Here is a 12526-nt window from a genome sequence, read left to right as displayed (position 1 = left end):
TGCGCTATTGCCCGCCGGAAACCCGCCTTAGACTTCCCGCACGGCAAGGGGAGGCATGTGATGGATCCCATTCTCATCGGCGCGCTGATCTGGCTGGCGAAGCGCCTCGCGGAAAAAGGATTCGACCGGATCTTCGACCGTGTCGTGGACGGGCAACAGCTCGCCGTCCCACCCCCGCCGTCGCCGTTCGCCGCCACGCGGTTCACCGCCCCGCCGGTCCGGCGCCACGACCTCACCGTCGCCGGGGCGCAGGGCACCAGCGACGTCGACATCGCCGTCCGGCATCACCTCGCCGCGCAGGGCCGGAAGCCGGTGATCCTGACCATCCAGAAGTTCAGCGACACCACGAACGGCACCCCGTTCCCGATGGTGCTCGGCGACACCGCCCACCTGACGCTGCCCCGCGACCACTACTTCCTGACCGCGCTGATCGTCGATCTCCCGTCGCGGCGCGGGGAGATGCCGACCCTGCGGGGTGTCGGGTGGGCTCAGCCGTACGTGGCCGACAACCACACCGCGAAACTTACCATCGCGACCCAGCATCCGACCGAGAAATTGGTCAAGAAGCTGGGGCTGAAGAAGACCGACGGCGGCACGGTGTTCCACCTGCCGCCCGAGCCACCGGCCGTGGCGGCGGTCAAACCCGCCGCGGTGCCTCCCGTGTCGCCTCCGGCGAAGTCGTTCACGTCGCCCCTGGCGAAGTCGTTCGCGCAGTTCACCTTCCCTCCGCCCGCCAAGCCGCGAGCGGAGTTCCCCGCCATCAAGAAATTCCCCATCACGCGCACATGCCGGGCGCGCGCCTTCGTCGGCAACAACCAGTGCACGTTCCTCGCCATCCGCGACGAGCTGTGCACGATCCACCGCGAGCAGGTACGCGCCGGTTCGGATATCCGGGACTACCGCACCGGGGAACGCATCGTGCTGCCGTAGCTCAGCCGAGCAGGGCGTCCACGAAGGCGCCGACGTCGAGACCGCGATCGCCGCGCCGCCCGGCCGACGTCCGGAGCCGGCCAGTCACACGACTTTCGGGCCACTCAACTCACCCTGGTGGCATGCACTCGCTGTGCCAGTCGTGGCAGGCCCGGCATCGCGGCCTGGTTCCGGGCCTCCATCAGATTGGTGACCAGTGCCCGCACAGTACTCCGGGTGTGCACCTCCCCCGGCGCCCGTCGTTCGGCTTCGAGCAGGACCCGGTAGGCGTGAGCGGGCTGATCCCACTGCGCTGCGGCAAGCGCGGTGTCCACCAGTAGACGGGCCTGGCGTTCGACGGTGGGGACGAAGGACAGCGGCAGGCTCGCGGCGTGGTGTAGCGCGGTTCCCGCGTCGCCGAGCAGGTAGCTCGTGGACACCCGATGGCTCACGACATTCGCGACAAGGGCTCGGTACCGGGCCGGATCGGAGGCCAGCCGCTCAGCGGTCGCGGACGCATCGTCGAGCAGATCGGCCGCCCGCTCACGATCACCCGCTCGCGCGGCAGCGTAGGCCGCCGAGCAGTGCAGCAGTCCGTACATCGCCAAGTGCGCCGGCGGTGAGGCGGCGCCGATCGCGAGACGTTCGGCCGCGGCCAACGTCAGTTCCTGGGCGCGCCCGTGGTGACCGGCACGACGGGCGGAAGAGGCGACCATGCGCTGGGCTTCGGCCGAGATCAACGGATCCCCCGCGACATCGGCGACATGCGACGCACGGTCCGCGGCAACCCATTCCAGTCCCGAAGCATCGAGTTTGGTCAGCACCCGGCTGGCCAGGATGTATGCCTGGGCCAGGATCGCGTGCGCGGCGAGCCCACCGTGCCGGCGAACGATCGCTTCGCCGGCGCTGATGACTTCGGGGAGGCGCTGGGCCAGTACGAGGTAGCGACAGGCCAGAAAGTCCTGCTGCGCCGCACGTAACGCCGTACTCAGACTGGCCGGAGACGCGGGTTCACCAGGTGTGACCGGCCCGAGGAGGACATCGCCGAGCCGGTCGGCGAGCACGGCGGCGGGATCCGGCGAGGTGACCGCGGCGCCGGCCTGGCTCGGCCAGGCGACGGTCAGACCGGCGGCCGCCAGGAACGCACGTCGCCTCATGGCATCTCCCTTGTCCGCCGCCGTCGAATCCCCGACTCTAGTGACCGCGGTGGAGATCGGCGTTTCGCCGAGCCGACGCTCCGCGAGCCCGAGTAGAGCAGGAGGCACTCCGAGCACATCCACGATTCGTCTCAGCGTGTCGACATCACGCAGTGGCTGGCGCCCCGTCTCCATTCGCGACAATGCGGAAATCGAATAACCGCATAGCTCGGCCATTCGTTTCAAGGTCAGCCGGTTCGCCTCGCGCAGTGCCCGCACGATCGGGCCGGGCGCGCCCGCGACTACGGCGTCGGCGACGGCCTCGGTCCGCCAGATGCCCCTGGTCGTGGTCATGGGCTTCTCCCTGTCCACTGCGCTCGGTGGACAGGTCAGCGTATCGAGCGCGAAGCCGCGTCGACCACGATGTTTGCGGAGCGCGCAACAGGGGTTTCCCGGTCCTCAACAACACTGGCCGCCCCATAGCCGAGTGCGTTGTCCTGAAGCGGCTCCGGCCGCGCCGCCTTCGTCCACGCCGGGGCAGAAGGAGCCAACGGTGAGGACATCATGACCGCCGACGCCTGCCGACCGGTGAACATCAACGTCGCGTTCGGCCGCGGCAAGGACATCGTGCAGGCAGGCACGGTGTACGGCGGCATCCACATCCACCAGTGCGGACACCGTCACCTGGCCGCCTCAGACGAACTGCTGGTCGAAACGCTCAGCGCACGGCTGGCAGAACTCGGATATCGCCGAACCACCCACGAGGCCGATGAGCTGAACACCAAGGGCCACGGTGGGAGGCCGCTGACGGACGAGAACCAGTAGCACCAGGTCACTACTGGGCAGGGTGCTCAGCCGAGCAGGGCGTCCACGAAGGCGCCGGGCTCGAACGGGGCCAGGTCGTCCGGGCCCTCGCCGAGGCCGACGAGCTTCACCGGGACCCCGAGCTCGCGCTGCACCTGGAAGACGATGCCGCCCTTGGCCGTGCCGTCGAGCTTCGTCAGCACGATGCCGGTGACGTCGATGACCTCGGAGAACACCCGTGCCTGCGCGAGGCCGTTCTGCCCGGTGGTCGCGTCGAGCACCAGCAGCACCTCGTCGACCTTCGCCTGCTTCTCCACGACGCGCTTGACCTTGCCCAGCTCGTCCATCAGGCCGGTCTTGGTGTGCAGCCGCCCGGCGGTGTCGACGAGCACCGCGTCGACCCCGGCGTCGATCCCGCGCTTGACCGCGTCGAACGCGACCGCCGCCGGGTCCGCGCCCTCCTTGCCACGCACGACCTCCGCGCCGACCCGCTCGGCCCACGTCTGGAGCTGGTCGGCCGCCGCGGCGCGGAACGTGTCCGCCGCGCCCAGCACGACGCTGCTGCCCTGCGCGACGAGCACCCGCGCGAGCTTGCCGGTGGTGGTGGTCTTCCCGGTACCGTTCACGCCCGCGACCAGTACGACGGCGGGCTGCTTGGCGCCGTCGACGGTGTGCGGGAGCGCCCGCACCGCGCGGTGCCCGTCGGTGGACAGCTCGGCGGTGAGCACCTCGTGCAGCACCGCCCGCGCCTCGGCCGAGGTCCGGACCGTGCGCCGGGCCAGCTCGTCGCGCAGCCGCTCGACGATGTGGGTCGTGGTGGCGGCGCCGAGGTCGGCGACCAGCAGCGTGTCCTCGACGTCCTGCCAGGAGTCCTCGTCCAGATCGCCGGCGCCGAGCAGGCCGAGCAGGCTCTGCCCGAACATCGAGCGGGACTTCGCCAGCCGTCCGCGCAGGCGCTCCAGCCGTCCGGACGCCGGGGCGATCTCCTCCCGCGGCTCCGGCTCGGCGGCCTCGGCGGGTTCCTCGGTCTCCGGTTCGGGGAGCTTGACGTCGCGCATCGTGCGCTGCTCGGAGTCGCGGGGCACCGCGGCGTCGTCCCCGACGCCGGGCTGGCCGTCCACCTCGGGCCGGTCCTCGACCGGGTGCTCGGCGGCCTCGGGTTCCGGCTGTTCGGCCTTCTCCTCAGCGGGCTTTTCCTCCTCCGCCTCGGCGGTTCCCCCCGGCGCGAGCGCGATCCCGCCGCTCGCGGTGTACCCACCACCACGCGGCTTCCGCTCGAGTTCCGCGTCGCGGGAGGCGTCCAGGCTGATACGTCGCTTGCGCGCGACGAGCAGGCCGGTGACCAGGATGGCGACAGCGACGACGACGGCTACGACGACGATCCAGAACCAGGGGGTGTCCACGAGCGTCATCCTCGCATCCACCTCCGGCGGCCACCGGACACACCCCAGCGGGTGCCAATGGATAACGATGCGCTTTCCGATTCGGCGAAGTCTTCACCGTACGCCTTGCGTCACCTCGCTCACCTGGACTAGACCACTCGGATGACCTCCCACTCGAGCCACGGACTGCGCGTGATCGGACTGATCTCCGGCACCTCGGTCGACGGCATCGACGTCGCGGCGGCCGACCTCCACGCCGAGGGCGGCACCGTGGTGCTCACCCCGCTCGGGGAACTCGACGTCCCCTATCCCGAACCCGTCCGCGCGGGCCTGCTCGACGCGCTGCCGCCGAACCCGTGCAGCGCCGAACGGCTCACCCGGCTGGACACCCAGGTCGGCCAGGCCTTCGCCGAGGCGGCCGCCCGCGGCGTGCGCGAGCTCGCCGGTGGCCACACCGACCTGATCGCCTCACTCGGCCAGACCGTCTTCCACTGGGTGGAGAACGGTGCCGTCCACGGCACCCTGCAGCTCGGGCAGCCCGCGTGGATCGCCGAACGCACCGGACTGCCGGTGATCGCCGACCTGCGGGTGCGGGACGTCGCCGCGGGCGGGCACGGCGCGCCGCTGGCCAGCACGCTCGACGCGCTGTGGCTGGCCACGTTCGCCGAGGACACCGGGCGTCCGGTCGCCGCGCTCAACCTCGGCGGGATCGCGAACATCACCGTCGTCCGCACGGGCAGCCCGGCGCTGGCCTACGACACCGGCCCGGCGAACGCGCTGCTCGACCTCGCGGCCACGCGGGCCACCGGCGGCGCGCAGAGCAGCGACGTCGACGGCCGGTTCGCGCTGCGCGGCTCGGTGCGCGCCGAACTGCTCACCCGGCTGCTCGCCGACCCGTACTTCACCGCGCCCCCACCGAAATCCACCGGCAAGGAGTACTTCAACGCCGGCTTCCTCGACACCGCGACCGCCGGGCTGCCCCCGCTGTCCGCCGAAGACCTCCTCGCGACCCTCACCGAGTTCACCGCCGCCACCGTCGCCGCGGAGTGCCGGCGCCACCACGTCGGCACGGTGATCGTGTCCGGCGGCGGCGCGGCCAACCCGGCGCTGATGGCCGCGCTGGCCAGGAACCTGCCCGCGACGGGCCTGAAGACGAGTGACGACCTCGGCCTGCCCGGTGCGGGCAAGGAGGCCTACCTGACCGCGCTGCTGGGCTGGCTCGGCTGGTGCGGGGTGCCCGCCAGCGTCCCGTCCGCGACCGGCGCGCGCGGCCCCCGGCTGCTCGGCGCGCTGACGCCGGGCGCGGGCCCCCTGACCCTTCCCGCCCCACTGGGGGGCGCCGTGACCCGGATGCGGGTGGCGGAGAAGGCCGCACAACGGTAGGGAGAATCCATGAATCCCGTCGACCTGGCGATCGTGGTCGCCTATCTGGCCGCGATGCCGATCATCGGCGTCCTGGTGGGCCGGAGACAGAAGTCCGCCAACGACTACTTCGTCGGCGAGCGCAGCATGCCGTGGTGGGCGGTGACGCTGTCGGTCGTGGCGACCGAGACGTCCACGCTGACCGTGATCTCCACGCCGGGGCTCGTCTTCGGCAGCGCGTTCCTGTTCCTGCAGGTCGCGTTCGGCTACATCGTCGGCCGCACCATCGCCGCGTTCGTGTTGCTGCCGAAGTACTTCAAGGGCAACTACGTCAGCGCGTACGAGTTCCTCGGCAAGCGGTTCGGGCGGGGGCTGCAGGGCACGGCGTCGGTGACGTTCGTGGTCACCCGGCTGCTCGCGGAGGGCCTGCGGCTGTTCGCCGGGGCCATCCCGATCAAGGTGATCCTCGACCACTACGGCATCCACACCGCCTACTGGCACATCGTCGTGCTGCTGACCGCGCTGACCGTGGTCTACGCGTTCGTCGGCGGGATCAAGTCGGTGATCTGGGTCGACGTCATCCAGTGGTCGCTCTACGTTCTCGGCGCGATCGGAGCGGTCATCTTCCTGGCCACGAAGCTGCCCGACGGCTGGACCACCATCGCCGCGGACCAGGGCCGGTTCAAGCTCACCGACTTCACCTCGAACCTGCTCACCCAGCCGTACGCGTTCCTGTGCGCGGTGATCGGCGGCGCGTTCCTGTCCATGGCCTCGCACGGCGCCGACCAGCTCATCGTGGGCAGGCTGCTGTCCTGCCGGAACCTGCGGGACAGCCAGCGCGCGCTGATCGGCTCGTCGATCGTGGTGTTCGCGCAGTTCGCGCTGTTCCTGGTGGTCGGCGCGATGCTGTGGGTCTACACCGGCGGGAAGGCCGGGAAGACCGCGATGGACATCGCGGCGGGCAAGGGCGCCCCGGACGACGTGTTCCCGAACTTCATCGTCAACGAACTGCCGGTCGGGCTGGCCGGGCTGCTCATCGCGGGCATCCTCGCCTCCACCATGGGCGCGCTCGCCTCGGCGCTCAACGCGCTCTCGACGTCCACCATCGCCGACCTCTACCAGCGCTTCACGAAGAAGAACGTCGAGGACTCGAAGCTGCTCCGCCACGGTCGCATGTGGACACTCATCTGGGCGGTCGTGTTCGCCGCGTTCGCCTCGCTGTTCACCGACTCGAAGGACCCGGTGATCCAGCAGGGCCTCGGCATCGTCGGCTACACCTACGGCGCGCTGCTCGGCTCGTTCTTCCTCGGCCTGATGATCAAGCGGGCCCGGCAGGCCGACGCGATCGTCGCGTTCGCCTGTTCCGTGGTCGGGATGGCCTTCATCATCCTGTTCGTCAAGTTCGACAAGGCCACCGCGGCGATCCACATCCAGTTCGGCGCCAACACGAAGTCGCTGGTCGCGCTCGCCACGTTCTGGTACACGCTGCTGGGCGTGGTGATCACGCTGGTCGTCGGCGGGCTGATGGCGCTGCGGCACCGCACCCCCGACCCGAACACCCTGGAAACCGAGCCGCCCCAGGAAGAAGCCGCGGTCTCGTAAGTCCCGTGGTCCGTGAATGCCACATTGAGAGACTCTGAGTCCCTCAATGTGGCATTCACGGATCGACCGCGGCGCAGCTCAGGACGCGGGGACGGGGTCCTCTTCGGACACGCGTAGGCGCTGCGAGATGACCTTGGTGATGCCGTCGCCCTGCATGCTGACGCCGTAGAGCGCGTCGGCGATCTCCATGGTCGGCTTCTGGTGCGTGATGATGATCAGCTGCGAGGAGTCGCGCAGCTGCTCCAGCAGGCCGATCAGCCGCCGCATGTTGGTGTCGTCCAGCGCGGCCTCGACCTCGTCCATCACGTAGAACGGCGACGGCCGGGCGCGGAAGATCGCCACCAGCATGCCGACCGCGACGAGCGACTTCTCGCCACCCGACAGCAGCGACAGCCGCTTGACCTTCTTGCCGGGCGGGCGGGCCTCGACGTCGACGCCGGTGGCGAGCATGTCGTTCGGCTCGGTGAGCACCATCCGGCCCTCACCGCCGGGGAACAGCACGCCGAACACCGTCTCGAACTCGCGCGCGACGTCCGCGTAGGCCGAGGTGAACACCTCAAGGATCTTCTCGTCGACCTGCTTGATGACCTCTTCGAGATCCTTGCGGGTGGCCTTGAGGTCCTCCAGCTGCGTGGAGAGGAACTTGTAGCGCTCCTCCAGCGCCGCGAACTCCTCCAGCGCCAGGGGATTCACCTTGCCCAGCAAGGAAAGGTCCTTCTCCGCGCGCTTGGCGCGGCGGGCCTGGGTGTCGCGGTCGAAGGGCATCGGGGGCGGCGGGGTGACGTCCTCGCCGCGCTCCTTCGCCGCCTCGTACTCGGCGACCTCGCCCGCGCTCGGCGGCACCGGGACGTCCGGGCCGTACTCGGCGACCAGATCGGTCAGCCCGATCCCGAAGTCGTCGGCGATCTTGCCTTCCAGCTGTTCGAGCCGCATCCGCTGCTCGGCACGCAGGACCTCGTCGCGGTGCACGGCGTCGGTCAGCTTCTCCAGTTCCCCGGACAGCTCGCGGACCCTGCCGCGGACGGCGGTCAGCGCGGTCTCGCGGGTCTGCCGCTGGGCCTGGGTCTCGTCGCGCTCGGCCGCCGCGCGCTGCACCGAGTGCTCGATGCGCTCCAGCGCGATCTCACCGGCGTTGACGACCGCGTTCGCGATCTCGGCGCCGCGCTGCCGGGCGGCCTTGGCCTTCGCGGCCCGTTCGCGGGCCTGCTGCTCGGCGAAAGCCGCGCGGCGCAGGGATTCCGCCTTGCCCGCGATGCCGCGGGCGCGTTCCTCGGAGGTGCGCAGCGCGAGCCGCGCCTCCATCTCCTCCTGCCGGATCACGGTCAGCTGCTCGGCGGCCTCGTCCCGCTCGGCGGTGTCCGGGTCCTCGACCACGGGCTGCTCGGCGACGGCGGCGAGCCGTTCCTCCAGCTCGGCCAGCTGCTCCAGCGCCTGTTCGCGGCTCTGCTCGACCTTCGTCCGCTGGGCACGCAGCCGCTCGACCTCGGCCTCGGTGACACGGGCGGCCTGCTGGAGCCGGTTGAGCCGCTCCGAGGAGCGGGCCTTGCGCACCTTGGCCTCGCCCAGCGCGTCCTTGGCCTGGCCGACCTCCTCGCGGCGCGCCTGCTGCTCGGCGCGGGCGCCCTCCAGCGTGGCGGCGGTGCGCTCCAGCGTCTCCTCGGCGGCCTTCAGCCGTTCCGCCGCTTCATCGACGGCGGCCTGCACCTCGATGACGCTCTCGCTGCGCGAGCCGCCACCGGCCGCCCAGCGCGCACCGAAGACGTCGCCGTCGGCGGTCACCGCGCGGACGTCCGGATGCGCGGCGACCAGGCCACGCGCGGCGTCGAGCGTGCCGACCAGCGCGACCTTCTCCAGTGCCTGTTCGACCGCGGGCCGCAGCTGTTCCGGAGCGGTGACGACCTCACGTGCCCAGCGGGCGCCCTCGGGAAGGTACGGCCAGCCCGCGGTGTCCACAGTGGACCCTGGAGCACCGAACAACAGCCCGGCGCGGCCGGAGTCGTTGTCCTTCAAGTACTTCAACGCGGCGAGGGCGGCCTCTCCCCCGGCGACGGCGACCGCGTCGGCGACCGGGCCCAGCGCGGCGGCCAGCGCGACCTCGTGGCCCGCCTCGACGGTCAGCAGCGCCGCGACCGAGCCGAGCAGGCCGGGCAGTTCGTGCGAGGCGCCGAGCAGCGCGCCCGCGCCGTCCTTGCGCTTGAGCCCCATCGACAGCGCGTCGACCCGTGCCTTTTCGGACGCGATCTCGCGCTCCGTCGCGCGTTCGGCCTTGACCAGCTCCTCGACACGGGCCTTGGCGGCGTTGTTCGCCTCCACCGCGTGGTCGTGCCGCTGCCGCAGCTCGGCGTCGTCGGACTCCTCCGCACCGCCTTCGGCCTTGGCCTCTTCGAGTTCCTCGCGCGCGATCTCGGCGCGCTCGGCGGCCTCGTCGAGCGACACGGTGAGCCGGTCGATCTCGTCGGAGGTGGCGCCGTTCTTGCTGCGCAGCGCCTCGACCTGCCCGGTGAGCTTGGCCAGCCCCTCGCGGCGGTCGGCGATGGCGCGGACCGCGGCCCAGTGCGCGCGCTCGGCGGCCTGGACGCGTTGTTCCAGGTCTTCCCGGCGCAGCACGGTTTCCGCCAGCAGCTCACGGGCCTCCATGACGGCCTCGTTCAGCTCCTGCTCCTGCTCGGCGACCCGTTCGGCCTCTTCGAGCAGTTCCTCCGGGTCGCGCCCGCCCGTCTGCGCCTCGACGTCGGCCGAGAGGTGCCGCTGCCGCTCGACGGCGAGCCGGACGGTGCCACGCAGCCGCTCGGCCAGCGCGGACAGCTTGTACCAGGTCTCCTGCGCGGCGGTCAGCTTCGGCGCGTCCTCGGCGAGCGAGGACTCCAGCTCGGCCTCCTCGGCGGCGACGACCTCCAGTGCCTGCTCGACCTCGCCCCGGCGCTGCCGCGCGACGCGCTCGTCGGCCTCTTCCCTGGCGATGGCGTCCCGCTGGGAAACCAGGTCGTACGCGAGCAGCCGCAGCCGCGCGTCCCGCAGCTCGGACTGCACGGCCTGCGCGCGGCGGGCGATCTCGGCCTGCTTGCCCAGCGGCTTGAGCTGGCGGCGCAGTTCGGTGGTGAGGTCGCCGAGCCGGTCGAGGTTGCCCTGCATGTTGTTCAGCTTGCGCAGGGTCTGTTCCTTGCGCTTGCGGTGCTTGAGGACACCGGCGGCCTCTTCGATGAAGGCGCGGCGCTCCTCGGGCTTGGACTCCAGGATGGCCGAGAGCTGGCCCTGCCCGACGATGACGTGCATCTCGCGGCCGATACCGGAGTCGGACAGCAGCTCCTGCACGTCCATCAGGCGGCAGCGGTTCCCGTTGATCTCGTACTCGCTGGCGCCGTCGCGGAACATCCGGCGCGTGATCGAGACCTCGGTGTACTCGATGGGCAGCGCGCCGTCGGTGTTGTCGATGGTGAGCGTGACCTCGGCGCGGCCCAGCGGCGCACGGCCCGCGGTCCCGGCGAAGATGACGTCCTCCATCTTGCCGCCGCGCAGGTCCTTGGCGCCCTGCGTGCCCATCACCCAGCGCAGCGCGTCGAGCACGTTCGACTTGCCTGAGCCGTTGGGGCCCACCACGCAGGTGATGCCCGGCTCGAAGCGCAGCGTGGTGGCCGAGGCGAAGGACTTGAAGCCCTTGAGCGTCAAGCTTTTCAGGTGCACTGGGTGCCGACCCTCCGGCCGCGGGAAACTGGCTGTTCGATCCGGCCAGGTTACCCGGCGGTCCCCCGCCCCCGTGGGACGCGGTCCCCTCCGGCGCGCCCTAGCACAGACCCGGTCACCACAGCAACTCCCTCCGTCCCACGCGTCACATCCGTGTCACGCGGGGCGAGCCGCACCGAGGGCCCCCTTCGGTGCGGTGGACGCACCGAGGGACGCCCTCGTCGCACCGAACGCACCAAGGGCGTCCCTCGGTGCGTTCCGCCTCGGACTCCGGACCCGGCCTCGGACTCCGGACCCGGCCTCGGAACTGGCCCCCGCACTGAAGGCCCCTTTCAGTGCACTGGGCGAGCTGAAGGACGCCTTCAGTGCACCCAACGCACCGAAGGCGTCCTTCAGCACGTCCACCCGGCGACGTCGAGCGCCCCAATGCCACATTGGGGCGCTTGTCCGGCGGGGAGCGTGTGCCGGGGAGAGCGGGGGACCTTTGCTACCGCTCGACGAAGCCGACGAGGCCGCCTTTCGCGGGCGACCAGCGCTCGACGACGTTGTCCACACTTCCGGGTGATTCGCCGGACCGTAGCGCGGCCAAAAGCCGCTCACAGTGGTCCCGAACACCCTCCGCTACCACCTCAACACGCCCATCGGGGAGGTTCCGCGCACTGCCGGTGAGCCCGAGCTCCAACGCCCGGCTCCGGGTCCACCAGCGGAAACCGACGCCCTGCACGTGCCCGTGCACCCATGCTGTCAGCCTGACATCCGCACTCACGAGGGCCATCTTTCCCCATCCCCGCGACTGCGGACGGTGAGCACCCCCGGTCAGCTCTCCACGAACAGGGCACCAGCGGTGATAATCTCCCCGCCGGATCCCGCCCCGGGCCGCCACACCCGGGTAGCTGTGTCGAATACCGAAGCGTTCTTCCCGAGTCCGTACGTCCCCGAAGTCCCGAGGAGCCTGTATGTCCCGCCCCGACGGGTCTGATCCGAGCTCACGCGTCTCCGTCGCCCCACCGGCCGGCTCGAGCGGGCTCGCCGGCCGCACCGGCTACGTCGTCCTCGGTGTCAGCGGCCTGGTCGTCGCCACCGCGTTCGCCGCGGTCGCGCAGTTCGCCGGGTCCGGCACCACCAGCGCGGGCGGCACCGAGGGCCCCGGCCAGGGCACCTCGCCCGCCGGTGTCCAGGTCGTGTCCGGTTCCCCCGTGCCGGGCGCGCCGATGACCGTCACCGGTGAGCCGGTCCCCGGCAACTCGCCCTCCTCCAGCGCGCCCACCACCGTGGTCTCGCGCGGCGCGGACGGCCGGGAGACCACCACGATCACCACCCCGCCCGCGCCGCCGCAGCCCGGCCAGCCCCAGCCGGGACAACCCCAGCCGGGCAACCCCAACCCCGGCCAGCCGGGCGGTCCGACGACGGTGCCGACCACGGTCACCACGACGCACACCAGCACCCCGTCGACGCCCCCGACGACGCCGAGCACCCCGTCGTCCTCGTCCCCGACCGGCGGCACCTCCTCGCGCACCGACCCGCCGCCCGGCGGCGGCACGAGCACGAGCGGCACGAGCGGTTCGTCCACATCGGACACTTCGCCCAGCGCCCACTGACCCCCGAAGGTCCGTGAATGCCACATTGAGGGAATCAGAGTCCCTCAATGTG

At 71.2% G+C, this 12526-nt stretch carries 9 protein-coding genes; 4 read left to right on the top strand and 5 right to left on the bottom strand.

Features of this window, described 5'->3' with window-relative positions; all coding sequences use genetic code 11:
* The first annotated feature begins 60 nt into the window (after positions 1-60).
* Complete coding sequence (locus tag ABD987_RS09690; RefSeq protein WP_345389330.1) at positions 61-930, top strand: hypothetical protein; 870 nt, start codon at positions 61-63, stop codon at positions 928-930.
* A gap of 104 nt (positions 931-1034) precedes the next feature.
* Here the strand turns inward: ABD987_RS09690 and ABD987_RS09685 are convergent, their stop codons facing one another.
* Positions 1035-2399: a helix-turn-helix domain-containing protein gene (locus tag ABD987_RS09685; protein ID WP_345389328.1), complete on the bottom strand. Its 1365-nt coding sequence runs from the start codon at positions 2397-2399 to the stop codon at positions 1035-1037.
* Between the two features lie 210 nt (positions 2400-2609).
* Here ABD987_RS09685 and ABD987_RS09680 point away from each other — a divergent pair, with 210 nt between their 5' ends.
* Entirely contained in the window at positions 2610-2870 is a 261-nt protein-coding gene (locus tag ABD987_RS09680) for a hypothetical protein (RefSeq protein WP_345389326.1), read from the top strand.
* A 26-nt stretch (positions 2871-2896) separates the two neighbouring features.
* Here ABD987_RS09680 and ftsY read toward each other — a convergent pair whose 3' ends face one another.
* Complete coding sequence (gene ftsY / locus ABD987_RS09675) at positions 2897-4261, bottom strand: signal recognition particle-docking protein FtsY (RefSeq protein WP_378214009.1); 1365 nt, start codon at positions 4259-4261, stop codon at positions 2897-2899.
* 132 nt (positions 4262-4393) lie between these two features.
* Between ftsY and ABD987_RS09670 the strand changes: the two genes are divergently transcribed.
* Together ABD987_RS09670 and ABD987_RS09665 are read left to right on the top strand one after the other, a co-directional pair.
* Entirely contained in the window at positions 4394-5614 is a 1221-nt protein-coding gene (locus ABD987_RS09670; RefSeq protein WP_345389324.1) for an anhydro-N-acetylmuramic acid kinase, read from the top strand.
* A 9-nt stretch (positions 5615-5623) separates the two neighbouring features.
* Positions 5624-7195: a sodium:solute symporter gene (locus tag ABD987_RS09665; RefSeq protein WP_345389322.1), complete on the top strand. Its 1572-nt coding sequence runs from the start codon at positions 5624-5626 to the stop codon at positions 7193-7195.
* Positions 7196-7273: 78 nt separating this feature from the next.
* Here the strand turns inward: ABD987_RS09665 and smc are convergent, their stop codons facing one another.
* The 3 genes from smc to ABD987_RS09650 form a co-directional block, all read right to left on the bottom strand.
* Positions 7274-10876 carry a chromosome segregation protein SMC gene (gene smc, locus ABD987_RS09660; RefSeq protein WP_345389320.1) on the bottom strand — a complete coding sequence of 1201 codons (3603 nt, stop codon included), beginning with the start codon at positions 10874-10876 and terminating at the stop codon, positions 7274-7276.
* Between the two features lie 487 nt (positions 10877-11363).
* Positions 11364-11651: an acylphosphatase gene (locus ABD987_RS09655; RefSeq protein WP_345389318.1), complete on the bottom strand. Its 288-nt coding sequence runs from the start codon at positions 11649-11651 to the stop codon at positions 11364-11366.
* Between the two features lie 267 nt (positions 11652-11918).
* Positions 11919-12500, bottom strand: coding sequence for a hypothetical protein (locus tag ABD987_RS09650; protein ID WP_345389316.1), 582 nt, complete (start codon positions 12498-12500; stop codon positions 11919-11921).
* Between the last annotated feature and the right edge of the window lie 26 nt (positions 12501-12526).

The sequence above is a fragment of the Amycolatopsis samaneae genome (assembly GCF_039541975.1).
GTDB classification, from domain to species: domain Bacteria; phylum Actinomycetota; class Actinomycetes; order Mycobacteriales; family Pseudonocardiaceae; genus Amycolatopsis; species Amycolatopsis samaneae.
Note: the sequence above shows the minus strand (reverse complement) of the source record. Positions and strands in the feature narration are given on the sequence as shown.

Bases quoted from the DNA above. Each gene is read 5' to 3' on its own strand.
- ABD987_RS09685 (WP_345389328.1), bottom strand. From the start codon at position 2,399: ATGACCACGACCAGGGGCATCTGGCGGACCGAGGCCGTCGCCGACGCC.
- ABD987_RS09655 (WP_345389318.1), bottom strand. From the start codon at position 11,651: ATGGCCCTCGTGAGTGCGGATGTCAGGCTGACAGCATGGGTGCACGGG.
- ABD987_RS09650 (WP_345389316.1), bottom strand. From the start codon at position 12,500: ATGTGGCATTCACGGACCTTCGGGGGTCAGTGGGCGCTGGGCGAAGTG.
- ftsY (WP_378214009.1), bottom strand. From the start codon at position 4,261: ATGACGCTCGTGGACACCCCCTGGTTCTGGATCGTCGTCGTAGCCGTC.
- ABD987_RS09670 (WP_345389324.1), top strand. From the start codon at position 4,394: ATGACCTCCCACTCGAGCCACGGACTGCGCGTGATCGGACTGATCTCC.
- ABD987_RS09690 (WP_345389330.1), top strand. From the start codon at position 61: ATGGATCCCATTCTCATCGGCGCGCTGATCTGGCTGGCGAAGCGCCTC.
- ABD987_RS09680 (WP_345389326.1), top strand. From the start codon at position 2,610: ATGACCGCCGACGCCTGCCGACCGGTGAACATCAACGTCGCGTTCGGC.
- ABD987_RS09665 (WP_345389322.1), top strand. From the start codon at position 5,624: ATGAATCCCGTCGACCTGGCGATCGTGGTCGCCTATCTGGCCGCGATG.